General features: G+C 71.0%; 21 protein-coding genes and 1 pseudogene. 10 read left to right on the forward strand and 12 right to left on the reverse strand.

The features are described from left to right. Positions 1-24: 24 nt before the first annotated feature. The 3 genes from AMETH_RS38230 to AMETH_RS27490 form a co-directional block, all read right to left on the reverse strand. On the reverse strand, positions 25-168 hold the full coding sequence (locus tag AMETH_RS38230; protein ID WP_017984416.1) for a hypothetical protein: 144 nt from the start codon (positions 166-168) through the stop codon (positions 25-27). An 836-nt stretch (positions 169-1,004) separates the two neighbouring features. Then, positions 1,005-1,283, reverse strand: a complete 279-nt coding sequence (locus AMETH_RS38235; protein WP_223842952.1) for an alpha/beta fold hydrolase — start codon at positions 1,281-1,283, stop codon at positions 1,005-1,007. A gap of 56 nt (positions 1,284-1,339) precedes the next feature. Next, entirely contained in the window at positions 1,340-2,248 is a 909-nt protein-coding gene (locus AMETH_RS27490; protein WP_020486732.1) for a replication protein RepA, read from the reverse strand. A gap of 166 nt (positions 2,249-2,414) precedes the next feature. Between AMETH_RS27490 and AMETH_RS27495 the strand changes: the two are divergent. The 5 genes and pseudogenes from AMETH_RS27495 (at position 2,415) to AMETH_RS27515 (ending at position 8,725) form a co-directional block, all read left to right on the forward strand. Next, positions 2,415-3,326 (forward strand): annotated as a pseudogene (locus AMETH_RS27495) (ABC transporter ATP-binding protein). A gap of 95 nt (positions 3,327-3,421) precedes the next feature. After that, the gene (locus AMETH_RS27500) at positions 3,422-4,093 is read left to right on the forward strand and encodes an ABC transporter permease (RefSeq protein ID WP_017984422.1); all 672 of its coding nucleotides are present in this window, start codon (positions 3,422-3,424) and stop codon (positions 4,091-4,093) included. Further along, positions 4,090-4,329 carry a helix-turn-helix transcriptional regulator gene (locus AMETH_RS27505; protein ID WP_017984423.1) on the forward strand — a complete coding sequence of 80 codons (240 nt, stop codon included), beginning with the start codon at positions 4,090-4,092 and terminating at the stop codon, positions 4,327-4,329. Before AMETH_RS27500 ends, AMETH_RS27505 begins: the two co-directional genes overlap by 4 nt. Before the next feature lie 50 nt (positions 4,330-4,379). After that, positions 4,380-7,970, forward strand: coding sequence for a cobaltochelatase subunit CobN (gene cobN, locus AMETH_RS27510; protein ID WP_017984424.1), 3,591 nt, complete (start codon positions 4,380-4,382; stop codon positions 7,968-7,970). After that, positions 7,967-8,725, forward strand: coding sequence for a LamB/YcsF family protein (locus AMETH_RS27515; RefSeq protein WP_017984425.1), 759 nt, complete (start codon positions 7,967-7,969; stop codon positions 8,723-8,725). Before cobN ends, AMETH_RS27515 begins: the two co-directional genes overlap by 4 nt. 27 nt (positions 8,726-8,752) lie before the next feature. On the opposite strand, the gene AMETH_RS27520 is transcribed toward AMETH_RS27515, so the two are convergent. Next, a complete protein-coding gene (locus AMETH_RS27520) occupies positions 8,753-9,988 on the reverse strand; it encodes a cytochrome P450 (RefSeq protein WP_017984426.1) in 1,236 nt (411 codons plus the stop codon). Further along, the gene (locus AMETH_RS27525; RefSeq protein WP_017984427.1) at positions 9,988-10,734 is read right to left on the reverse strand and encodes an alpha/beta fold hydrolase; all 747 of its coding nucleotides are present in this window, start codon (positions 10,732-10,734) and stop codon (positions 9,988-9,990) included. The genes AMETH_RS27520 and AMETH_RS27525 overlap by 1 nt, the downstream gene beginning before the upstream one ends. 86 nt (positions 10,735-10,820) lie before the next feature. Between AMETH_RS27525 and AMETH_RS27530 the strand changes: the two genes are divergently transcribed. Continuing rightward, positions 10,821-11,069 (forward strand): hypothetical protein, encoded by a 249-nt coding sequence (locus AMETH_RS27530; RefSeq protein WP_017984428.1) that lies wholly within the window; start codon positions 10,821-10,823, stop codon positions 11,067-11,069. Positions 11,070-11,077: 8 nt separating this feature from the next. Here AMETH_RS27530 and AMETH_RS27535 read toward each other — a convergent pair whose 3' ends face one another. The 5 genes from AMETH_RS27535 to AMETH_RS27555 all read right to left on the reverse strand — a co-directional run bounded on the left by AMETH_RS27535 (position 11,078) and on the right by AMETH_RS27555 (position 14,772). After that, on the reverse strand, positions 11,078-11,983 hold the full coding sequence (locus AMETH_RS27535) for an IS5 family transposase (RefSeq protein ID WP_026153428.1): 906 nt from the start codon (positions 11,981-11,983) through the stop codon (positions 11,078-11,080). Positions 11,984-12,314: 331 nt separating this feature from the next. Then, entirely contained in the window at positions 12,315-12,539 is a 225-nt protein-coding gene (locus AMETH_RS27540; RefSeq protein ID WP_017984429.1) for a hypothetical protein, read from the reverse strand. Then, positions 12,539-12,763, reverse strand: coding sequence for a non-oxidative hydroxyarylic acid decarboxylases subunit D (locus tag AMETH_RS27545; protein WP_026153429.1), 225 nt, complete (start codon positions 12,761-12,763; stop codon positions 12,539-12,541). The genes AMETH_RS27540 and AMETH_RS27545 overlap by 1 nt, the downstream gene beginning before the upstream one ends. Positions 12,764-12,773: 10 nt before the next feature. Next, a complete protein-coding gene (locus AMETH_RS27550; protein WP_017984431.1) occupies positions 12,774-14,195 on the reverse strand; it encodes a non-oxidative hydroxyarylic acid decarboxylases subunit C in 1,422 nt (473 codons plus the stop codon). A gap of 10 nt (positions 14,196-14,205) precedes the next feature. Then, the gene (locus tag AMETH_RS27555; RefSeq protein ID WP_017984432.1) at positions 14,206-14,772 is read right to left on the reverse strand and encodes a non-oxidative hydroxyarylic acid decarboxylases subunit B; all 567 of its coding nucleotides are present in this window, start codon (positions 14,770-14,772) and stop codon (positions 14,206-14,208) included. Between the two features lie 57 nt (positions 14,773-14,829). On the opposite strand from AMETH_RS27555, the gene AMETH_RS27560 reads away from it, so the two are divergent. Beyond that, entirely contained in the window at positions 14,830-15,243 is a 414-nt protein-coding gene (locus tag AMETH_RS27560; protein ID WP_017984433.1) for a MarR family winged helix-turn-helix transcriptional regulator, read from the forward strand. 326 nt (positions 15,244-15,569) lie between these two features. Here AMETH_RS27560 and AMETH_RS39395 read toward each other — a convergent pair whose 3' ends face one another. Beyond that, entirely contained in the window at positions 15,570-15,917 is a 348-nt protein-coding gene (locus tag AMETH_RS39395; RefSeq protein ID WP_017984434.1) for a hypothetical protein, read from the reverse strand. A 338-nt stretch (positions 15,918-16,255) separates the two neighbouring features. Next, positions 16,256-16,507 carry a hypothetical protein gene (locus AMETH_RS27570; RefSeq protein ID WP_017984435.1) on the reverse strand — a complete coding sequence of 84 codons (252 nt, stop codon included), beginning with the start codon at positions 16,505-16,507 and terminating at the stop codon, positions 16,256-16,258. A gap of 156 nt (positions 16,508-16,663) precedes the next feature. Between AMETH_RS27570 and AMETH_RS27575 the strand changes: the two genes are divergently transcribed. The 3 genes from AMETH_RS27575 to AMETH_RS27585 all read left to right on the forward strand — a co-directional run bounded on the left by AMETH_RS27575 (position 16,664) and on the right by AMETH_RS27585 (position 21,719). Next, positions 16,664-19,015, forward strand: coding sequence for a Tex family protein (locus AMETH_RS27575; protein WP_017984436.1), 2,352 nt, complete (start codon positions 16,664-16,666; stop codon positions 19,013-19,015). A gap of 28 nt (positions 19,016-19,043) precedes the next feature. After that, positions 19,044-19,487 (forward strand): DUF6401 family natural product biosynthesis protein, encoded by a 444-nt coding sequence (locus AMETH_RS27580; RefSeq protein ID WP_017984437.1) that lies wholly within the window; start codon positions 19,044-19,046, stop codon positions 19,485-19,487. 87 nt (positions 19,488-19,574) lie between these two features. After that, on the forward strand, positions 19,575-21,719 hold the full coding sequence (locus tag AMETH_RS27585; RefSeq protein ID WP_435869766.1) for an AfsR/SARP family transcriptional regulator: 2,145 nt from the start codon (positions 19,575-19,577) through the stop codon (positions 21,717-21,719). The last annotated feature ends 143 nt before the right edge of the window (positions 21,720-21,862 follow it).

Consider the following 21,862-nt stretch of genomic DNA (forward strand, 5'->3'; position numbering starts at 1 on the left):
ACGCCAGCTCGTGTGCAGGAGGCCCTAGAACCGGCTGATATGGGCGGTGACGTACTCGGCGGCGAGCCGGGCCCCGGCTTCGAGGGCGTCGAGGATGCCGCGGTGCTCTGCGGCGAGCCGGGCGCAGTCTTGCCGCCACCGGTCGACGCGGTCGTAGCCCGCGCGCATCTCGCTGCCCGCCGCCTCACCTCATCGAAAGTCGGCCCAGAATTCCGGTACGTAGTACGTTGAGGCAAGGCGGGAAGGCCTCGGCCGCACTCGGGAAGCTGCTGGCCCGGTCGTCCGGGCCCCTGTGAGGGGCGGGGCAAGCCCTAACCGAAGGGCGCTTCGCTGGGTCGGATTGGCGCAGGCTGGGGACATGAGGCGTGCGCCAACCTGGCGCATCGTAGGGGCTTAAGGCTGACATCGCGCTGGCCGCGCGCAGGCTCGCAGACGCGCGGAAATCACGGGCGGATGGATCGCCGGGTCTCAGCGGCCGGGACGGAGGTCAAGCCAGGCTTGATACCAGGTTTCGCGCCCGGCCGGACCGGCGGTCACCACCGTGATCGGCACGTCTCCGAGTTCTCGCGCCTCGCGACGCAGGACTTGCCGGCCGCAGAGGAGACCTAGGAACTCTTGGACGGTAGCGCGGCGGTAGTTGCTCGTCAGCTGGCGGGCGAGGTGGGCATGGACGAGATCAGCGGCGCTTCGCGCGCCGCTGACTTCCGCAGCTCGCGAAGTCCCCCGAGCGCAAACCGCAGCCTCCGCCAGCCCAGCACCCGCAGCTGCCAACGGATGACATCCTTCCACCGCTCGCTCGCGCGAACTGTGCGATCGACTCGGTGCAGCCGCTCGTACATGTCCTCGTGGCTGGAGTCGACAAGGATGACACGTGCCGATGGGGACCCCGGCCATCGAATAGATCCGGGTGCACCGTGCCGTCGCCGAGCGCACGGATGCGCAGGTTGTGCTGGTCGATCGGGCGGGCATCGGCTGGAGCGAAGCAGACCACGGCCCGCGCAGCATCAGCACAATGCCACACGCTGCGGATGGCGTGCAGCGAACAACCTCGCGATCAGCCCGCCGACGGAGTGGCCAACCAGAATCACCGGGTCGTGGAGCTCGAGCGCGGTGAGCAGGGTGTGGGCCTCGTCGGCGCTGGCAACACAATCACCGCTAGTGCCCTGCTGCCGGACCGGAAGACGTGCAGCCCGCCGGCCACCGATGTCGACCAGAGCGCCGGGTGACGGGAAGCGGCGTGCGTCCCGCCGCTCGGCGAGCCGCTGATAGGCGGTGCTCAACACGACTGGAACAGCCGCGAGTGCTACAGCGGGGCGCCAGGCGCCCCTCCGCCGCCGGATCATCCGACTTCGAGCGCGCGCAGCCCCTTGAACGGCACGTGCGGTTGGCTCGGCTTGAGCAGCAGTCCGTGCTTGGTGACCTCCACATTGGCCTGCTGGTAGACGGCCAGCACCTTCTTCAAGTTGTCGACGATCGCCTTTTTGAAAGTGAACAGGCCGCGCGGTGTTGGGGCCAGCTGGAAGCCAAACTGTTCGGAGAGCTGTTCCCAGGTCACGAGCACTGGCTTCTGCAGGAAGCACAGCCGGTAGGTCAGCCACCAGTACAGATCCATCTGCACCGGGTACTTCTGGCAAACCCGCAGGGCGTGCAGGCTGATGGGCACCGGTGCTCGGAGGATCAGCTGGAAGAACTCTTCGGAGAGCCGGATCCACGACGGTCCAGGCGTCTTGTTCTCGCTCCACCACAGCTGCCAGGAGCTGGCGATGTTGAGCTTTCCGCCCTTGTCGAGGCGCGGGTCGCCCTCCTGCTTCACGGTGAGGTTGCACTCGAGCAGCCGGTTAGTCTGGTTGCGGAACCGGCTGATGCTGCCCTTCTTACCGCCGGTCGCCGCGCCAATGCCAAGGTCCCGCATGAACTCGCCCATCGAATCGGGCAGCTGCAACAGCGGATCTCGCGTCTGCACGGCCGCCGTGGACAACCAGGCGAGCAGCAGTCGCGGGATCGCCCCGAAAGGGAACCCCAGATTCTGGACGGTGCCGTCTTCATCGAGAGTCTTGCCGGGAGTGACCGTCAGCAGCAGCTTGCCGTTGCGGCGCCACCACACCTCGGTGGTCGGCGGCGGTTCCTTGTAGGGCAGTGACGTCGAGGCGAACACCCGCGTCACGAACCCAAGTTCCTGCTGTTCGCGGTCCAGGATGCTCACCTGCGCGGCGTCCCGCGCGAAGGCAAGATCGGCCTGTGTCGTCACCTCGCACAGCGTAGAGGCGAGCGGAGGTGAACGCTGCCAGCGCTCTGGGTGTGTCGCAGCAGCTCATGAGCACGCATCCCGACGCGACGTTACCTTCTGCCAATGCCCGTGACGGACCGTTACGCATCCCAACGCGATCCGGGGTGGCGCCCCGAGATGGCCGCGGATGCCCCAACTTGAAGGTGACCCGATCGACCTGAGCACCAGGCCAAAACGCCGGCCGCGAGTTGTCCACGCATCCCGGCGCGATGCTTGCTTGAGGAACGTGCTCAAGGGCGTGACCTTCCAGGCCGCGCCGGGCGAGGTGCTGGCGCTGCTCGGCCCGAACGGCGCGGGCAAGACGAACCACCATCGAGATCCTCGAAGGCTTCCGGATGCGCTCGGCGGGCGAGGTGCGCGTGCTCGGCGTCGACCCGGCCAGGGGGACCGAGGCCTGGCGCGCACGGCTGGGCATCGTGCTGCAGTCGTGGCGGGACCACGGCAAGTGGCAGGTGCGCGAGCTGCTGGCCCACCTCGGCTCGTACTACGTCGACCACCGGCAGCCGTGGGACGTCGACGACCTGATCGAGACGGTCGGCCTCACCCCGCACGCACACAAGCGGGTCGGCAGGCTCTCCGGCGGGCAGCGGCGGCGCCTGGACGTCGCGATCGGCATCGCCGGCCGCCCGACCTGCTGTTCCTGGACGAGCCGACCGCCGGGTTCGACCCGGAGGCGCGCCGCGAGTTCCACGACCTGGTGCACCGGCTGGCCGACGAGTCGGACACCACGATCCTGCTCACCACGCACGACCTGGACGAGGCCGAGAAGCTCGCCGACCGGATCCTCATCCTGGCCGGCGGCACGATCCTCGCGAACGGCTCGGCCGAGCGGCTCGGCCGCGAGATGTCCACCGACGCCGAGGTGCGCTGGACCCGCGGCGGCCAGCGGTACGTGCACTCGACCACGGACGCGACGAAGTACGTGCGCGAGCTGTTCGCCCAGTACGACGAGGAGATCGAGGACCTGGAGGTGCGCCGGGCGAGCCTGGAGCACACCTACATGGCGCTGCTGCGCGAGTTCGAGGGAGGCGCCCGATGAACGGCCCTGCGCGCCGGGTTCCAGTGCGGCCTGATCGAGCTGCGGCAGAGCTTCAGGGCTCGGTCATCCCGGGCACCACATTCTCCCGCGGCTCGATGACGCTGCCCAGCCTGATCGGCGCGAGCGTCGGCTTCAGCGGGCTGGTCAACACGATGCAGCAGCTCACAGTCGAACGCGAGGACGGGACCCTGCTGCGCGCGAAGGCCCTGCCCAACGGCATGAGCGGCTACCTGATCGGCAAGATCGTGCTGGTCTCCGGCATGGCGATCGTCGGCATCGCGCTGCTGATCCTGCCCGGCCTGTTCATGTTCGACGGCCTGGAGATCGACGCCATGACCTGGGTGACCCTCGCCTGGGTGCTGGTGCTCGGCCTGGTCGCGACGCTGCCGATCGGGGCGGTGTTAGGGTCGCTGTTCGAGAACCCGCGCACGATGGGCGTGATCATGCTGCCAGTGATGGCGCTGGTCGGCACGTCGGGCATCTTCTACCCGATCGGCGAGCTGCCGTCCTGGATCCAGGGCATCGCGCAGGTGTTCCCGCTGTACTGGCTCGGCCTCGGCATGCGCTCGGCGTTCCTGCCGGACAGCATGGTGGCCGTGGAGATCGGGCAGTCGTGGCGGACCTGGGAGACCTTCGGCGTGCTCGGCGCGTGGGCGGTCGCGGGCCTGGTACTGGCACCGATCGTGCTGCGTAGGATGGCGCGGCGCGAGTCCGGGTCAACCGTGGCCGCACGGCGGGAGAAGGCACTACAGCGGATGCCGGGATGAGTGAGTCGATCTACAACCGCATCGCGATGCTGCGCGCCGAGCGCGGCATCTCGCGGCGGCAGCTGGCCGAGGCGGTCGGGGTGCACTACCAGACGATCGGGTACCTCGAACGCGGCGAATACAGCCCGAGCCTGTACCTCGCGCTGCGCATCGCCGAGTACTTCGAGGTGCCCGTCGAGGTGATCTTCTCCACGCAACCCTTCCCCCGCCTCGGCCGCGAGGAACCGACGGCTTGACTCCGGGCCTGCCCAGCGGACAGTGTTGGGGGGACCTAGGAGGGAACCGCGTGATCCTGCTGCTGTCCACTTCGGACACCGACCTGCTCAGCGCCCGGACCAGTGAGGCCGGTTACACCCTGGCCAACCCGGCGCGGCTCGACCTGGCCGAGCTGCCCGGCCTGCTGGCGGAGGCCGACGTCGTCGTGGTCCGCATCCTGGGATCCGCGCGGACGTGGCAGGAGGGCCTGGACACCGTCCGGGCGAGCGGGAAGCACGTGGTGGTCCTGGGTGGTGAGCAGACGCCGGACGCCGAGCTGATGGCGTTGTCCACCGTGCCGGCAGGCATCGCCACCGAGGCGCACGCCTACCTCGCGCAGGGCGGGCCGGACAACCTCGCCCAGCTGCACCGGTTCCTCTCCGACACGCTGCTGCTCACCGGCGACGGCTTCGAGCCGCCCGCCGAGCAGCCGGCGTGGGGTGTGCTGGATCGAAAAGGACGCCGCGCTGAGAACTCCCAGGGCCCGGTGGTGGCGATCCTGTACTACCGCGCGCACCACCTGTCCGGGAACACCCGGTTCGTCGAGGCGCTGGCCGAGGCGGTCGAGGACGCGGGCGGGCAGGCCCTGCCGATCTACTGCGCGTCGCTGCGCTCGCGCGAGCCGGAGATGATGGCCGAGCTGCGCAAGGCCGACGCGCTGCTGGTCACGGTGCTCGCGGCGGGCGGCACCCGGCCGTCCGAGGTGGGCGCCGGTGGCGACGACGAGGCGTGGGACGTCGCCGAGCTGGCCGCGCTGGACGTGCCGACGTTGCAGGCGCTGTGCCTGACCAGCGACCGCGCGACCTGGGAGGACAACGACGACGGCCTGTCCCCGCTGGACGCGGGCAACCAGATGGCGGTGCCCGAGTTCGACGGCCGCCTGATCACCGTGCCGTTCTCGTTCAAGGAGATCGACGACGACGGCCTGCCGCACTACGTGCCGGATCCCGAGCGCGCCGCGCGGGTCGCGGGCATCGCGCTCGCGCACGCCCGCCTGCGGCACACCCCGCCGGAACAGCGCAAGATCGTGCTGATGCTGTCGGCGTACCCGACAAAGCACTCGCGGGTCGGCAACGCGGTGGGCCTGGATACCCCGGCCTCGGCGATCGAGCTGCTGCGCCGCATGCGCGCGCAGGGCTACGACCTCGGCGACGAGCCGTTCCCCGGCGTGGAGCCGACCGGCACCGACCAGCCGGACGGCGACGCGCTCATCCACGCCCTGATCGCCGCGGGCGGCCAGGACCCGGAGTGGCTGACCGAGGAGCAGCTGTCCGGCAACCCGATCCGCGTGCCGGCCGCGCGCTACCGCGAGTGGTTCGCCGCGTTGCCGGAGGACCTGCGCGCCGAGATCGAGGAGCACTGGGGCCCGCCGCCGGGCGACCTCTACGTCGACCGATCGTCCAATCCGGATGGTGACATCGTGCTGGCGTCGCTGCGGGCAGGCAACGTCGTGCTGATGATCCAGCCGCCACGCGGCTTCGGCGAGAACCCGGTGGCGATCTACCACAACCCGGACCTGCCGCCGAGCCACCACTACCTCGCCTGCTACCGCTGGATCGAGGAGGAGTTCGGCGCGCACGCGGTGGTCCACCTCGGCAAGCACGGGTCGCTGGAGTGGCTGCCGGGCAAGAACGCCGGCCTGTCCGCGTCCTGCGGGCCGGACGCGGTGCTGGGCAACCTGCCGCTGATCTACCCGTTCCTGATCAACGACCCGGGCGAGGGCGCGCAGGCGAAGCGGCGCGCGCACGCCACGATCGTCGACCACCTGATCCCGCCGATGGCGCGTGCGGAGAGCTACGGCGACCTGGCCCGGCTGGAGCAGCTGCTCGACGAGCACGCGAACATCGCGGCGATGGACCCGGCGAAGCTGCCCGCGATCCGCCAGCAGATCTGGACGTTGATCCAGGCCGCCAAGCTGGACCACGACCTGGGTGTGGCGGAACGACCGCACGACGCCGAGTTCGACGACTTCCTGCTGCACATCGACGGCTGGCTGTGCGAGGTGAAGGACGCGCAGATCCGCGACGGGCTGCACGTCCTCGGCGCGGCGCCGGTCGGCGAGGCGCGGGTGAACCTGGTGCTGGCGATGCTGCGGGCGCAGCAGATGTGGGGCGGCCAGGTCGGCGCGGTGCCCGGCCTGCGGTCCGTGCTGGGGCTCACCGACGGCGCGCCGACGTCCGAAGTGGACGCGATCGAGGCGTCGGCCCGTGCCCTGGTCGAGGCGATGGAGAAGCGGGACTGGGCTCCGTCGGCGGTCGCGGAGGTGGCTCCCGATCCCGAGGTCGCGCGGGTGCTGACCTTCGCGGCCACCGAGATCGTGCCGCGGCTGGCCGGGACGTCGGCGGAGATCGACTCGGTCCTGCACGCCCTGGACGGCGGGTACATCGCCGCCGGGCCGAGCGGTTCACCGCTGCGCGGGCTGGTCAACGTGCTGCCGACCGGCCGCAACTTCTACACCGTGGACCCGAAGGCGATCCCGAGCCGCCTGGCGTGGGAGACCGGGCAGGCGCTCGCGGAGTCGCTGCTGCGCCGCTACCGCGAGGACACCGGCGAGTGGCCGAAGTCGGTCGGCCTGTCGGTGTGGGGCACCTCGGCGATGCGCACCTCGGGCGACGACGCGGCAGAGGTGCTGGCCTTGCTGGGAGTGCAGCCGGTGTGGGACGACGCGTCCCGCCGGGTGACCGGGCTGGAGCCGATCCCGCTCGCCGAACTCGGCCGCCCGCGCATCGACGTGACCGTGCGGATCAGCGGGTTCTTCCGGGACGCGTTCCCGCACGTGGTCGCGTTGCTGGACGACGCGGTCCGGCTGGCGGCGTCGCTGGACGAGCCTGCTTCGGACAACTTCGTGCGCGCGCACGTGCAGGCCGACCTGGCCACGCACGGCGACGAGCGCCGGGCGACGACGCGGATCTTCGGCTCCAAGCCGGGCGCGTACGGCGCGGGGATCCTGCCGCTGCTGGACTCGGGCAACTGGCGGGACAACGCCGACCTGGCCGAGGTGTACGCGACGTGGGGCGGCTACGCCTACGGGCGGGGCCTGGACGGCGTCGAGGCGCGGCCGGACATGGAGAGCGCGTACCGGCGCATCGAGGTGGCGGCGAAGAACACCGACACGCGTGAGCACGACATCGCCGACTCGGACGACTACTTCCAGTACCACGGCGGCATGATCGCGTTCACGCGCGCGCTGACCGGCCAGGCTCCCGCGTCCTACGTGGGCGATTCGACGAGCCCGGACGCGGTGCGGACGCGGTCGCTGTCCGAGGAGACCGCCCGCGTGTTCCGCGCCAGGGTGGTCAACCCGCGCTGGATCGCGGCGATGCGCAAGCACGGCTACAAGGGCGCGTTCGAGCTCGCGGCCACTGTGGACTACCTGTTCGGCTTCGACGCCACCGCCGGGGTCGTGCAGGACTGGATGTACGAAAAGCTGTCCCAGTCGTACGTCCTCGACCAGCAGAACCAGGAGTTCCTCGCGAAGGCCAACCCGTGGGCGCTGCGCGGCATCATCGAGCGGCTCACCGAGGCCGCCGACCGCGGCCTGTGGGCGGAGCCGGACCCGGAGCTGCTGGGGCAGTTGCGCGAGGTGTACCTGCGGACCGAAGGTGAGCTGGAGGGCGAGTGACCGGGGTGGACCTGAACGCGGATCTCGGCGAGGGGTTCGGGATCTGGCACCTCACCGAGGACGACGCGCTGCTGGAGATCGTGTCGAGCGCGAACGTGGCGTGTGGTTTCCACGCGGGAGACCCGAGCGTGCTGCGGCGCGTGACGGCTTCCGCGGCCGAGCGGGGAGTGACTGTCGGGGCGCAGGTGGCGTACCGGGACCTGGCCGGTTTCGGGCGCCGGTTCATCGACGTGCCGCCGGACGAGCTGGCGAACGACGTGCTGTACCAGATCGGCGCTCTCGACGCGTTCGCACGGGTGGCGGGCACCCGGGTGGGGTACGTGAAGCCGCATGGCGCGCTCTACAACGCGATCGTCTCGAACGCGGAGCAGGCCGCGGCGGTCGTCGAGGCGGTGCGGATGTTCGACCCGTCGCTGCCGGTGCTGGGGTTGCCGGGTTCGGAGTGGTTGCGGCAGGCGGAAAAGGCCGGGTTGCGCCCGGTGCGCGAAGCGTTCGCCGACCGGGCCTACACGCCGTCCGGAACGCTGGTCTCGCGCCGCGAGCCGGGCGCGGTGATCCACGACGCCGACGAGGTGGTGCGGCGGTGCGTGCGCATGGCTGTCGAGGGCGTTGTGGTGGCTGTGGACGGCTCCGAGGTGAAGGTGGAGCCGGAGTCGATCTGCCTGCACGGGGACACCCCCGGCGCGGTGGAGATCGGCCGCCGCGTACGAGCGGCGCTGGTGGAGGCTGGGGTTTCGGTTCGTTCGTTTGCTTAGTCGCAGCGCAGAACCCGCGTAGCGCCATCACCAAGCCAACGGCAAATGCGTGATCCCGTTGATGAAGTTCGACGTCAACCGCCGCACCTCGCCGTCCAGGCGCACTTCGGGCAGCATCGTCAGGAACTCCCGGAAGAACACCCGCATCTGCAACCGCCCGAAGTGCGCGCCCAGACAGAGGTGCGGCCCCTGCCCGAACGCCAGGTGGTCGTTGGGCGTCCGCGACACGTCGAACCGGTGCGGGTCCGGGAACTGCCGCTCGTCGTGGTGCGCCGAGGCGAAGTACACGACGACCTTGTCCCCCGCCGCGATCCGCTGCCCGCCCAGCTCCGTGTCAACAGCAGCCGTGCGGCGGAACGTCAGCACCGGCGGGTGCCACCGCAGCATCTCCTCCACCGCCGACGGCAGCAGCGACGGATCTGCCCGCAACCGCCGGTACTCGCCCGGATTCTGCACCAGCGCCAGCACCCCGCCGGGCAACGCGCTGCGCACCGTGTCGTTCCCGGCGATCACCATGAGGAAGAAGAACATCCGCAACTCGGCGTCGTCCAGCGACCGGCCGTCCACAGTGGCCTGGACGAGCGCCGTCATCAGGTCGTCCGCCGGGTCCCGCCGCTTCGTCTCGGCCAGTTCGTGCGCGTAGTCGAACATGTCGGCCAGCAGCGCGGGCGAGCGCGGGTTGAGCGGTTTGCCGTCCGGGCCGCGCACGACCTCGGCGTGCTCCGGGTCCTGGTAGCCGATGACGCGGTTGGTCCACTTGAGCAGCAACCCGCGGTCCCGCGGCGGCACCCCGATCAGGTCCGCCAGGTTCAGCAGCGGGAAGTCGTCGGTCACCTCGACCGGCAGATCGCACCGCCCGCGCGGCACCACCGCCCCGATGAGGGCGCGGGCCCGCTCGGCGATCTGCTCCGCCGAGCGTTCCAGCCGCCGCCGCGTGAACACCGCCGCCACGATGCGACGCAACCGGTTGTGCTCCGGCGGGTCCATGTTGAGGATCATGCGCCGGATGAACGCGAGGTCGTCCGGCTCGGGGTCGCGGATCTGCGTCGCCCCGAGCCAGGACGAGAACACCTCCGGCGTGCGCAGCACGTGCTTCACGTCGGCGTACCGCGTCACCGCCCAGTAGCCGGGCCCGGACGGCCAGTCCAGCACCTCGTGTTCCTCTTGCCACGCGACCGGTTCGGTGTCGCGCAGGCGGCGCAGCTCGTCGTGCGGCACGCCGCGGGCGAACACCCTCGGGTCGAAAACGTCCACATCGGACATCAGTGCTCGTCCAGGAAAACTTCGATCATGTTGGCCACGGTCACCGGCACCTCGTCGGCCGCGTAGTGCCCGGCGTCGGGCAGCACCTCCAGCTCCAGCTTCGGGTACCACTGCCCGAACGTCGCGAGCATGACGTCTTCGCTGAGCGCCGGGTCGTGCTCGCCGACGACGACCTTGACCGGCACCTCGTTACCGGCGATCCGCTCCGAGAAGTCGGTCTTCGCCCAGGCCTCCAGGTAGGCGCCGAACGCTGCCCTGTCGGAGTTCTCCAGCGAGTGCAGGACCATGCCGTCGAGCCACGAGTCGGGGTGGCGGCCGCCGGTGGTGAAGTCGATGATCGCCCGGCGGCTCGACGGGTTCTCGGCCGCGCTGCTGAACAGGCCCCAGGTGTCCGCGTCCATCGGCACCCCGCTCGCGGGCACCGGGGAGATCCCGAACAGCGACCGGACGCGGCCGGGCGCCTCGGCGAGGACGTACTGCATGACGCTGCCGCCCATCGAGTGCCCGACGACGGAGAACCGGTCGATGCCCAGTTCGTCGGCGAGCAGCAGCACGTCCCCGGCGGCCTCCGCGATGGTGTACGTGCCCGCCTCGTCCTTGCGCGTGCCGTAGCCGCGGAAGTCGGGAAAGTAGTAGCTGAACCGCTCGGCGTCGAGGTGCGGGGTGAGGTCCTCCCACGCCGTCGACGACCCGAACCAACCGTGCAGCACGAGAACGACGTGCTCGCCGGTGCCGACCCGCTCCATGTGCGCCCTCCAAGTCCTCGCTGACCCCTGCAGAGGCGAGCTTGGCACAGTCGCGGCGGGTTGGCACGGACCAGCAGAATCGTCTCGTGAACTCCCTGCTCACCCGGCTGCCCGAGTGGCTGACGCTCCCCCGGCAACCCGGCGGCGCGCACCTGGGCGTCTGGACGGACGACGACCGCGTCCTGCACCTCTGCGCGGAAATCGGCATGCCGGAGGTGTGGACGCTGACGCAGTTCGCGGCCCGCGAGCGCTACCGCACATGGATCGGCTTCAAGCGCTGCCACCCCGCCGGTCAGCGGACTCGCCGACCCACCGTTGCCCGCGGCCGCGACTAGGGCCTGTTTCATAAGCGAGGTAGCCACTCGTTGATCGCGGCGATGTGGATTGTGGCTTCGTAGCGGACGGCGAGCTTGTCGTATCGGGTGGCGAGGGCTCGGTGACGTTTGAGGCGGTTGATCCCGCACTCGACCGCGTGTCGCTGTTTGTAGGTGTGCGGGTCGAAGGCTGGTGGCCGGCCACCGTCTGGTCCACGGTTGCGGCGATGCCGGATCTGATCAGCGGGCTGGGGGATGGTGCACGCGATCCCGCGCCTGCGCAGGTGGGCCCGGTTGGCGCGGGAACTGTAGGCCTTATCCGCCAGCACCCGATCCGGTCGGGTCCGGGCTTGTCCACCGCCGATTCGGGCGACCCGGATTCCGGCCAGTACCGCCTCGAACTCCGGGCTGTCCCCACGCTGCCCCGCCGTGACCAGCAGCGACAGCGGTTTCTGCCCCTGTTCAGTCGCCAGATGCAGCTTGGTGGTCCATCCACCCCGAGACCGGCCCAATGCGTGATCAGCGGGTTCGGGCGCGCCCACCCCACCCGGTGGTTCCTTCTGCACCTCACTCTCGGTCCGCGCGCCCGCCGCATGCTGATGCGCTCGGTTGATCGTGCTATCCACGCTCACGTCCCAGGTGATCACCCCAGCGGCGTCGGCCCTGCTCTGCAAGGCCGCCAGGATCACCGCCCACACACCCGCGCGCTGCCAGCGCCGGAACAACCCATAGACCGTCTGCCAGCACCCATACACCGGTGGGACATCGCGCCAGGGAGAGCCCACACGCACTCGCCACCGAATTCCGTCGAGGAGTTGACGCTTGGTCCACTTCGGTGGGCGACCCGGCTTCTGGCCGACCGGCAGCAGTGGTTCCAGCACCGCCCACTGCGCGTCGGTCAGATCGGCTCGCCCCGCCGCCGCTACGCTAGCCACGAGGTCTCCGGTGTTCTCGATCTTCTTAGTCGCTGATCGATCTACCGGAGACCTCACTTATTTGATCAACGACACGCCGCGACACCCACACTGCCGAAGACCTTCCCAGATCAGCGCATTGAAACAGGCCCTAGGCGATCGCGGGCGGCTCCGGCAGCCCCTCGATGCGCGGACCCTCGCCGGGGGTCGCGGTTGGGAGTCTCGCGCGGGTACTGCGTCGGCGCGCCCTCCGGCTTGCGCCGCCACGGGAAGGACTCCTCCGGGCGCGCCGGTTCGTCCTCGTCCGCCATCAGCCAGCGTAACGGGCCGGGCGGGGTTCACCGATCGTGCACTACACCGACCGGTGGAACGTGAACGGCCACTGCGCCACCGGCCGCGCCACCAGGTCCGCCGGCGGCTCGGGCAGCCGGCCAGCGCCGCGCGCGATCACCACCACCCGGTCCTGCCCGCCGAGATACACGTCGGCCGGCCCGGGCACGTTCTCGACGACCCAGCGCGCCAGCGCGTCACGCCCGCCGGGCACTGCGCGCGCCTCCCACATCAGCGTGTCCGCCATCAGCGCACCCGCAGCGGCGGCACGGCGGGCACCTCGGGCGCGTTGTCGATGTCCGCCTGGGTCATCCGGAACTCCTCCGGGTAGTGCTCCCGGCTCGTGCGCCGCGGCGGCTCCGTCGTCCGCCACGTGTAGAGGCACCGCCGGCACTGCAGCACCTCCCACACCCCGGCGACCGGCGAGTCCGCCAGCTTCTCCACGACCTCGAACTCACAACGTGGGCACATCGGATTCTCCTTACCGCGCCAGCATTCCCTGCAACTTGGTCAGCCACGCGGCGGCCTCGGGCAGGTCGCGCACCGGCTGGCTGTAGTGACCGCGGTCGTCGGGCGCCACCGGGGTGGTCGCGTCGATGATCATCTTGTTCGTGATGCCGGCCGGCTGCGAGCCGGGATCCAGCTCCAGCACCGGCAGGTTCGGGATGTTCACCAGGTCGCCGGCCGGGTTGACCTTTGTGGACAGCGCCCACATCACCTGCGGCAGGTTGAACGGGTCCACGTCCTCGTCGACCATGATCACCGTCTTGACGTACCCGAGCCCGTGCGGCGTGGTCATCGCCCGCATCCCGACGGCCTTCGCGAACCCGCCGTAGCGCTTCTTCGTCGAGATGATCGCCAGCAGCCCGTGCGTGTACATGGCGTTGACCGCTTGCACCTCCGGGAACGCCTCCTTCAGCTGCTGGTAGATCGGCACGCAGGTGTTCGCCGCCATCAGGAAGTCGATCTCGGTCCACGGCATGCCGAGGTACAGCGACTCGAACACCGGGTTCGTCCGGTGGTGGATGCGGTCGACGCGCACCACGGTCATGTTCCGGCCGCCCGAGTAGTGCCCGGTGAACTCGCCGAACGGCCCCTCGATCTCGCGCTTGCGGCCCTCGATGACGCCTTCCAGGACCACCTCCGAGCCCCACGGCACGTCGAGCCCGGTCAGCGGCGCCGTCGCGATCGGGGCCGGGGCGCCGCGCAGGGCGCCGGCCATCTCGTACTCGCTCTGGTCGTAGGCCATCGGGGTGGCCGCGACGATCGAGATCACCGGCTCGTTGCCCAGCGCGATCGCGACCGGCAGGTCCTCGCCGTTCTCCTCGGCCTTGGCCAGGTGCAACGCGATGTCGTGCATCGGCACCGGCTGGAGCCCCAGCTTGGCGCGGCCCTTGACCTGCATCCGGTACACGCCGACGTTCTGCTTGCCGAAGTGGTGCGGGTCCGCCGGGTCGCGGGACACGACCGCGGCCTTGTCCAGGTAGAACCCGCCGTCGCCGTCGTTGAGCCGGAACAGCGGCAGCACCCGGAACAGGTCGACGTCGTCACCTTCGAGGACGTTCTCGGCCCACGGCGGGTTCGCGCGCCGCTCGGGCGGCACCGGGAAGTCCTCCCAGCGCCGGATGAACTCGGCGACCTGGTCCTTGATCCCGGTCTGCGGCGGCAGTCCCATCGCGAGCGCGTGGTTGGCCCACGAGCCGTGCACGTTGAGCGCGATCCGGGCATCGGTGAATCCGGTGACGTTGTCGAAGTACAGCGCGGGCGCCTTGTCGCCGAGACGCGGAGCGGCGTTGGCTGCGGCGCCGAGGTCAGGTTCGGGCGCGACCTCCTCGGTGATCCGCAGCAGCTGCCCGTGTTCGTCCAATGTGTCCAGGAACGAGCGGAAGTCGTCGTAGGGCACGGGTTTCCTCCTATCGGTGCAGGCCGGACCAGCGGCGGGCGCGGGGTGCGGGCAGGTCGAACTGGTCCAGCACGCGGGCGACGACGTGGTCGACGATGTCGTCCACGGAGTCCGGGTGGTTGTAGAAGGCGGGCATCGGCGGCACGACGCGCACGCCCATCCTGGCCAGCGCGAGCAGGTTCTCCAGGTGGATCTCGCTCAGCGGCGTCTCGCGCGGCACCAGGACCAGCTTGCGCCGTTCCTTGAGCACGACGTCGGCCGCGCGGCCGACCAGCCCATCGGCGTACCCGGCGCGGATCCCGGCGACTGTCTTCATGCTGCACGGGACGACGACCATGCCGTCGGTGCGGAACGAGCCGGACGAGATCGGCGCGGCCTGGTCCCCCGCGCCGTACATGACGTCGGCGAGCTTGCCGACTTCCCTTGCGGTGTAAGGGGTTTCCAGCTCGATGGTGGTGCGGGCCCACCGGGAGAGCACCAGGTGGGTCTCGACCCCGGGCAGGTCGCGCAGCGCTTCGAGCAGGCGGACGCCGAAGGGTGCGCCCGTCGCCCCGGTCATGCCGACGATCAGCCGCATCGCACCCTTCCTATTAGTTCGTATACGAACCTTTCGTACGCACACTAACATGCCCCCATGACCGCTGTCGACGAAGCCGTGTTCCACGTCATGCGCCGAGCCCTGCAGGAGCACGGCGCACGCTGGCAGGCGGAGCTGCCCGCGCTGACGAAGCCGCAGTACGCGGTCCTGAAGGCGATCGCCGACGGCGACGACGTGGACCAGGCGAGCGCGGGCCAGCAGGCGGCGATCGACAAGGCCACGCTGGCGAACCTGATGCTGCGGCTGGAACAGCGCGGCCTGATCACCCGCACGATCGGCACTGACCGGCGCCGCCGCATCCTGCGCCTGACCAGCGCGGGCGAAGCCGCCCTGCGCGAGGCCGACCCGGTCGCGCGCGAGGTGGACGAGTCGATGCTGAGGCGGCTGAGCGACGCGGAGCGCGCCGAACTGCACCGGCTCCTGCTGAAGCTCAGCCCGCCGCCGGCCTGACCGTAAGGTGGGTGCGTGACCGTCGCCCGTCTCCTCGCCACCCTCGCCGCGCCGCTGCCCCCGTCCGGCGCCGAAGCTCCTGACCTGGTGCACGGGCTGCTCGTGCAGCGCGGCGACACCGAACTGGTGGCGCTGGTTCACGGCGAGGGCCGCGAGGTGCGCTCCCGGCGCCGTGGCCACGCGATTTCGGCACGGCGACCCTGTCCCCGCACGGCGTTTTCGCGGTGTTCGCCGGGCTGCACGCGGTACGCGCGGTCGATCCGGCCGGCGACCTCCGCTGGGAAGTGCGGCACGCGTGCTGGGGCGGCTGCGACATGCTGCACGCCTCAGCTGCCGAGTACCTCGGCGATGAGGACCACGAGTACCCGGACCACGGATCGGCCGCGGTGTCCGGCGACGGCAAGCTCGTCTGGGCCCACGTCCGCGAAGCGGACGGCGAGGCGTGGCTCGTGCTGGACGCGGTCGACGGCCGCGTGCTCGGCCGCGCGGAGACCGGCACCGTCGCCTCCGGCTCGTTCCACACCGCGCACCCGGATGCACCTGAGCATCGGCGAGGAGGGTTCACCCGTCCTGTCCGGCCGCTGGGACGGGCGGTTGTCGGTGACGAAGGTCGACGACGAGCTGGTCGCGCTCGCGGTGAGCCCGTCCGGCCTGCTGCTCGCCGTCGACGTCACCCAGGAGACCTGTCGCTGCACGACGAGGACGGCTCGGTACTGGGTGAGCTGGACGCGACGGGCACTCTCCCGCCGGGAGCCGCGTCTACTGGGACCTGGAGGCGGCGTTCGCCGACGAGAGCACGGTCATCGTCGCCGACGCGGGCAACCACCCGGCCCGTCACTGGCTCCCGCGCGACCTGACACCACGCGGCGAAGTCACCTACCCGTTCCCGTCGCGGGCCCACCGCGCTCCGCCGGCGACCGCACCAGGTACACGGTGAGCGAGGACGGCGCGTCGGTGCACCTCTGGGCGCTCTAGCCCGGGCTCGGCACCGCGCGATCGCCCGGACGCCCCCTCAGGGGCACTCCTCCTCAGCCTCGTTGTTCTGCCACAGCATCGCCGCATGCAGGGCCGCGATGAGCCGTTCGTCGTCGGACACGCTCGGCTCGTTGCCCAGCGGGATCCAGCGCTGGCACACCTCGCGGCCGTCCTCGTACCCGGTCAGCAGCATCCCCGGGTACGACAACGTCACTGCCTCGCCGTCCGGGCCGTCCCCGTCGACCCGCCGGCGGTGCATCGCCACCCGCACCTGCCGCTTCCCGCCCATCCGCACCTGCCCACCTCGACCCCGGTAACCCGAGGTCGCGGCCGGGCCCGCGTTGGTTACCGCGCCGATCCTCCCGATTCGGCAACGGCGGGCACCCCTTCCGCGCCGCGCCGGGCCGGCGCAGGCAGAATTGGCCCCCGCAACCGCGAGCAGGGAGTGATCAGCATCGTGACAGTGGCCGTGCAGTCGATCGAGCAGAAGATCGCCGAGGAGCTCGGCGTCCGCGAAGGGCAGGTCAAGGCCGCCGTGGACCTGCTCGACGGCGGGGCGACCGTGCCGTTCATCGCGCGGTACCGCAAGGAGGTGACCGGCGCGCTGGACGACGCCCAGCTGCGCACCCTGGAGGACCGGCTGCGTTACCTGCGCGAGCTCGACGAGCGCCGGGCCGCGATCCTCGAATCGATCGACAGCCAGGGCAAGCTCACCGAGGAGCTGGCCGAGGCGATCCGCGCCGCGGACACCAAGGCCCGGCTGGAGGACATCTACCTCCCCTACAAGCCGAAGCGGCGCACGAAGGCGCAGATCGCCCGGGAGGCCGGCCTGGAGCCGCTGGCCGACGGCCTGTTGAACGACCCGAACACCGACCCGCAGGCCGCGGCGGCCGTGTTCGTCGACCCCGAGAAGGGCGTCGCGGACGCGCAGGCCGCCCTCGACGGCGCGCGCGCGATCCTGGTCGAGCGCTTCGGCGAGGACGCCGACCTGATCGGCGAGCTGCGCGAGAAGATGTGGTCCGAGGGCTACTTCTCGTCGAAGGTCCGCCAGGGCAAGGAGACCGAGGGCGCGAAGTTCGCCGACTACTTCGACTTCGCCGAGCCGTTCACGAAGATGCCCTCGCACCGGGTGCTCGCGATGCTGCGCGGCGAGAAGGAGGAGGTCCTCGACCTCACCGTCGAGCCCGAGGAACCCAGCGACGAGCCGAAGGTGGGCCCGTCGGACTACGAGCGCCGCATCGCGCAGCGGTTCGGCATCACGAACGAGGGCCGCCCGGCCGACAAGTGGCTGCAGGACACCGTGCGGTGGGCCTGGCGCACCAAGATCCTCCTGCACCTCGGCATCGACCTGCGGATGCGGCTGCGGCAGAAGGCCGAGGAGGACGCGGTGAACGTGTTCGCCGCGAACCTGCGTGACCTGCTGCTGGCCGCACCTGCCGGCACCCGCGCCACGATGGGCCTGGACCCGGGCTTCCGCACCGGCGTGAAGGTCGCCGTCGTGGACGGGACCGGCAAGGTCGTCAACACCCACACGATCTTCCCCCACCAGCCGCAGAACCGCTGGGACCAGTCGATCGACGAGCTGGCCAAGCTCTGCGCCGCCCACTCGGTGGACCTGATCGCGATCGGCAACGGCACCGCGTCCCGGGAGACCGACAAGCTCGCCATCGAGCTGATCAAGCGGCACCCCGAGCTGAAGCTGACCAAGGCGGTCGTCTCCGAGGCCGGCGCCTCGGTGTACTCGGCGTCCGCGTTCGCCTCGCAGGAGCTGCCCGAGCTGGACGTCTCGCTGCGCGGCGCGGTGTCGATCGCGCGGCGCCTGCAGGACCCGCTGGCCGAACTCGTGAAAATCGACCCCAAGTCGATCGGCGTCGGGCAGTACCAGCACGACGTGTCCGAGGTGGCGCTGTCCCGCTCGCTGGACGCGGTGGTCGAGGACTGCGTGAACGCGGTCGGCGTGGACGTCAACACCGCGTCGACTCCGCTGCTGACCAGGGTTTCCGGCATCACCGCGGGCCTGGCCGAGAACATCGTCAACCACCGCGACACGCACGGCCCGTTCCGGTCGCGCTCGGCGCTGAAGGACGTCGCGCGGCTGGGCCCGAAGGCGTTCGAGCAGTGCGCCGGCTTCCTGCGGATCCGTGGCGGCGACGACCCGCTGGACTCCTCCAGCGTGCACCCCGAGGCCTACCCGGTCGTGCGGCGGATCCTGTCGAAGACGGGCATCGAGCTGCGGGAGCTGATCGGCAACGAGCGGGTGCTGCGCAAGCTGCGCCCCGAGGACTTCGTCGACGAGACCTTCGGCCTGCCGACCGTCACCGACATCCTCGCCGAGCTGGAGAAACCCGGCCGCGACCCGCGTCCGGCGTTCAAGACCGCGACGTTCGCCGAGGGTGTGGAGAAGATCGGCGACCTCAAGCCGGGCATGCGGCTCGAGGGCGTGGTGACCAACGTGGCCGCGTTCGGCGCGTTCGTCGACATCGGGGTGCACCAGGACGGCCTGGTGCACGTGTCGGCGATGTCGAAGAACTTCGTCAAGGACCCGCGTGAGGTAGTCAAGCCGGGTGACATCGTCAAGGTGAAAGTGCTCGAGGTGGACATCCCGCGCAAGCGGATCTCGCTGACCCTGCGCCTGGACGACGAGGTCGGCGGCGGCCGCGCCAAACCCGCTGGTGGTGGTGGCGGCGAGCGCCGTGGCGGGCAGCCGCGCAAGGGCGGCCAGCCGAAGCGGCGCGAGCCCTCCGGCGGTGGCGGTTCGATGGCCGACGCCCTCCGGAAGGCCGGCTACGGTCGCTAAAAAGCCGTCCGGGGTTCATCATCGAGGGGTGCATTGGGCCGATTCGCTGGCAGATCGATCCGCGCGGCGGTGGCTGCGCGGGATCGCCGAGCGGCTCGACTCCGGCTGGCAGGCGCTGGCCGGAGACCCCTCGTTGTGGCGGGCGTTCGGCAGGCACCTGGCCGCTGTCGACGACGCGGTGCGGTGCGAGCGGGACATGGTCCCGCGTCAGGAGCCGGTGAGCAGGCTCGTCCTGCTGGCCGGTCACGCGCACGACGTGTGGACCGAGGCGGCGGAGCTGGACTGGCAGCCGCCCGCGGATCCGGGCGACTGGACCGACCGGGAGTGGACGGGGCTGCGCCTGCTCGCCTGCCTCCGCCTCGCGGCCGACGAGCCGCACGGCCCGAAGCTGCCCGCCGCCGCGGAATTCACCCGCGCGCGGCCTGCCGGAACCGGTGAACAAGTGAACAATCGGCGCGAATACTTCCGCTGAAATTCGGGAAGAAGCCGCCCAACGGCACTGGTGAATCATTGACGGGCTTGCCTAGGACCGGATTTCCTTTTTTTCCGGTCGGAGGCGATGCCGTTGGTGTTCTTCCGCATCCTGGGACCGCTCGAAGCGGAGGCCGGGGGCCGTCGCGTGCCCCTCGGCGGCCCGAAACCACGCCTGCTGCTGGCCGCCCTGCTGCTCCAGCCCGGAGTCGTGGTGTCCGCCGACGCACTGACCGACGTGCTGTGGCCGGGGCGCGCGCCGCGGTCGGCCGCCGCGAACCTGCGCACCTACGTGCACGGCCTGCGTCGCGTGCTCGGCGACCGCATCGAAAGCGGCGCAGGCGGGTACCAGCTGCACGCCGGGCCAGACGAGCTGGACGCGACGCTCGCCGAGCGGCTCGTGGCGCGGGCGCGCGCCGAAGAGGCGCCGGCGCTGCTCGACCAGGCGGCCGCGCTGTGGCGCGGCGAGGTGCTGGAAGACCTGCCGCACCACCACACCTGGACGTCGGCCGTCTCGCGGCTGAGCGAGCTGCGGTTGTCAGTACAGGCGGAACGGTTGCGGTTCCACGTGTCTGCCGGGCGGCACGCCGAGGCGATCGTGGAACTGCGTGGCCTGCTGGCCGAGCAGCCGTTGCGGGAGGAGCTGTGGCGGCTGCTCGTCGTCGCGCTGGGCGCGAGCGGGCGGCAGGGCGAAGCGCTGGCCGCGTACGCCGAAGCCGAGCGCGTGCTGCGCACGGAGCTGGACACCGAGCCGGGCGTCCGCCTGCGGCAGGCGGTGGCCGAACTGGACGCACCGGCGCCGGTGTGCCAGCTGCCCTTGGATCTACCCGACTTCACCGGCCGCAAGACCGGGCTCGCGGAGCTGACCGGGTTGCTGGACGGCGAACACCCCGCCGTCGTGGTGCTGTCCGGGCCGCCCGGCGCGGGCAAGTCGGCGCTGGCCGTGCACGCCGCCCACGCCGTGCGCGACCGCTACCCCGACGGCCAGCTGTACGTGGACCTGCGCGGCACTTCGGACTCGCCGCGGCGGCCGCTGGACGTGCTGGCCGAACTGCTGCACGCGCTCGGCGTGCCGGACGCCGGGATTCCGCGCGGGCTCGACGAACGGGCCGCGTTGGTGCGGTCGCGCCTGGCCGGGCGGCGGGTGTGCGTGGTGCTCGACGACGCGGGCAGCGCCGCGCAGGTGCGGCCGCTGCTGCCCGGCGCGGGCGCGGCCGCGGTGCTGGTGACCAGCCGGGGCAGGCTTCCCGACCTCACCGTCGCCCGGCACGTCGACGTCGGCGTGCTGACCGCCGCGGAGGCCATGGAGCTGCTGGCCCGGATCGCCGGGGCAGACCGGGTGGCGGCCGAACCCGAGGCGGCGGTCAGGATCGTCGCGGCGTGCGGGCGGTTGCCGCTGGCGATCCGCATCGCCGGCGCACGGCTTTCGCACCGTCGCGAGTGGACACTCCGCACGCTCGCCGTCCGGTTGGCCGGCGAGCGCCGTCGTCTGGACGAGCTGCGCGTCGGTGACCTCGCGGTGCGGGCGAGCCTCGCGTTGAGCCACGACCAGCTGCCGAGGAGCTGCGCGCGGGCGTTCCGCGCGCTGGGTGGGCTCGGGCCGCTGCCGTTCCCCGGCTGGGTGGTCGCGGCGCTGCTCGGGCGGGAGCACGCGGACGATGTGCTGGACGTGCTGGTCGACGCGCACCTGGTCGAGCTGGTGGGCGACCAGCCGCGGTACCGGCTGCACCTGGTGCGCTGCTACGCGCGGGAACTCGGGGAGCCGGATCCGGACGGCGTCCGCCGCGTGGTCGAGGGGTACCTCTCGCTCGCCACGGCGGAGCGGATGCCGGTCCGCTTCTTCGGCGCCGCGCCGGAGCCGAGGCCGGCGGACCTGTGGTGCCCGGACCGGCTCGACGATCCGGTTGCGTGGTTCGCGGGCGAGTGCCGCTCGTCGAACTTGCGGTGGACCACGGTCTCGACGGGCTGGCATGGCGGCTGGCGGCGGCGTTCACCCCTTGCTTCGACCTGCGCGGGCACCACGAGGCCTGGCGGCGCACGCACGAACTGGCGCTGGGCGCGGCCGAGCGGGCAGGCGATCCACGCGGGCAGGCGCTGGTGCTGCGCAACCTCGGGCAGCTCGAGGTCTACCAGGACGATTACGCCGCCGCGCGCGAGGCGTTCGAGCGGTCGCTGGCGTTGTTCCGGAGCATCGGCGACGACCAGGGCGCGGCCGTCGCGCTGGCCGGGTTGAGCACGATCCGGCGCGTCGCGGGCGAGCACGAGATGGCACTTTCGCACTGCCACGACGCGCTGGAACTGTTCGTCCGCAGCGGCGACCGGCACGGCGAAGCGGTGGTGCGGATCGCGATCGGGTCGGTGTGGCTGGCGCGCGGC

This window comes from Amycolatopsis methanolica 239 (assembly GCF_000739085.1).
Lineage (GTDB): Bacteria > Actinomycetota > Actinomycetes > Mycobacteriales > Pseudonocardiaceae > Amycolatopsis_E > Amycolatopsis_E methanolica.

What these genes read in the sequence shown, in the direction of transcription:
- AMETH_RS27570 (WP_017984435.1), bottom strand. Translation starts at nt 16,507, where the DNA reads ATGGGCGGGAAGCGGCAGGTGCGGGTGGCGATGCACCGCCGGCGGGTC.
- AMETH_RS27560 (WP_017984433.1), top strand. Translation starts at nt 14,830, where the DNA reads ATGACCGCTGTCGACGAAGCCGTGTTCCACGTCATGCGCCGAGCCCTG.
- AMETH_RS27520 (WP_017984426.1), bottom strand. Translation starts at nt 9,988, where the DNA reads ATGTCCGATGTGGACGTTTTCGACCCGAGGGTGTTCGCCCGCGGCGTG.
- AMETH_RS27525 (WP_017984427.1), bottom strand. Translation starts at nt 10,734, where the DNA reads ATGGAGCGGGTCGGCACCGGCGAGCACGTCGTTCTCGTGCTGCACGGT.
- AMETH_RS27505 (WP_017984423.1), top strand. Translation starts at nt 4,090, where the DNA reads ATGAGTGAGTCGATCTACAACCGCATCGCGATGCTGCGCGCCGAGCGC.
- AMETH_RS27585 (WP_435869766.1), top strand. Translation starts at nt 19,575, where the DNA reads ATGCCGTTGGTGTTCTTCCGCATCCTGGGACCGCTCGAAGCGGAGGCC.
- AMETH_RS27555 (WP_017984432.1), bottom strand. Translation starts at nt 14,772, where the DNA reads ATGCGGCTGATCGTCGGCATGACCGGGGCGACGGGCGCACCCTTCGGC.
- AMETH_RS38230 (WP_017984416.1), bottom strand. Translation starts at nt 168, where the DNA reads ATGCGCGCGGGCTACGACCGCGTCGACCGGTGGCGGCAAGACTGCGCC.
- AMETH_RS27500 (WP_017984422.1), top strand. Translation starts at nt 3,422, where the DNA reads ATGACGCTGCCCAGCCTGATCGGCGCGAGCGTCGGCTTCAGCGGGCTG.
- AMETH_RS27545 (WP_026153429.1), bottom strand. Translation starts at nt 12,763, where the DNA reads ATGTGCCCACGTTGTGAGTTCGAGGTCGTGGAGAAGCTGGCGGACTCG.
- AMETH_RS27540 (WP_017984429.1), bottom strand. Translation starts at nt 12,539, where the DNA reads ATGGCGGACACGCTGATGTGGGAGGCGCGCGCAGTGCCCGGCGGGCGT.